At 59.0% G+C, this 578-nt stretch carries 1 protein-coding gene; it reads left to right on the forward strand.

Annotated elements, in window-relative coordinates; translation table 11 throughout:
* The coding region (locus FQ185_RS30085) for a transposase (RefSeq protein ID WP_149420605.1) at positions 1-578 on the forward strand (578 nt) is incomplete at both ends.

Consider the following 578-nt stretch of genomic DNA (forward strand, 5'->3'; position numbering starts at 1 on the left):
CCTTGCAAGCGGCGTTGAGCGTTTTGCCAAAGGCGCAACCGCGACGTCTGGTGATGGACGAGTTCGCCCTGTTCAAAGGTCATCGTTACGCCAGCGTTGTCCTGGATGCGGATACACGACGAGTGCTATGGATCGGTGAAGGTCGCAGCCGAGCAGCGGTCAGGCCTTTCTTCGAGGAACTGGGGCCAGAGGGTTGCGCTCGCATCGAAGCGGTGGCGATGGACATGAATACCGCTTTTGACCTGGAGGTTCGTCAGCACTGTCCCAACGCGCGAGTGGTCTACGACCTCTTCCATGTGGTGGCCAAATATGGCCGAGAGGTGATTGATCGGGTCCGCGTCGACGAGGCTAACCGGTTGCGTCACGACAAGCCTGCCCGCAAGGTTATCAAGCAGGCGCGATGGCTGTTGCTGCGCAATCCGCAGAACTTGAAAACGCCGGAACAACAGGTCCGCCTGGAGGATCTGCTGGCGGCCAACCAAGCGTTGATGACGGTCTACTTGATGAAGGCTGAACTCAAAACACTCTGGACCCCGAGTACTGCCTGGGGTTGGCGATCGGCCTGGAAGCAATGGCTG

This window comes from Pseudomonas sp. ANT_H12B, from assembly GCF_008369325.1.
In the GTDB taxonomy this organism is placed as follows: domain Bacteria; phylum Pseudomonadota; class Gammaproteobacteria; order Pseudomonadales; family Pseudomonadaceae; genus Aquipseudomonas.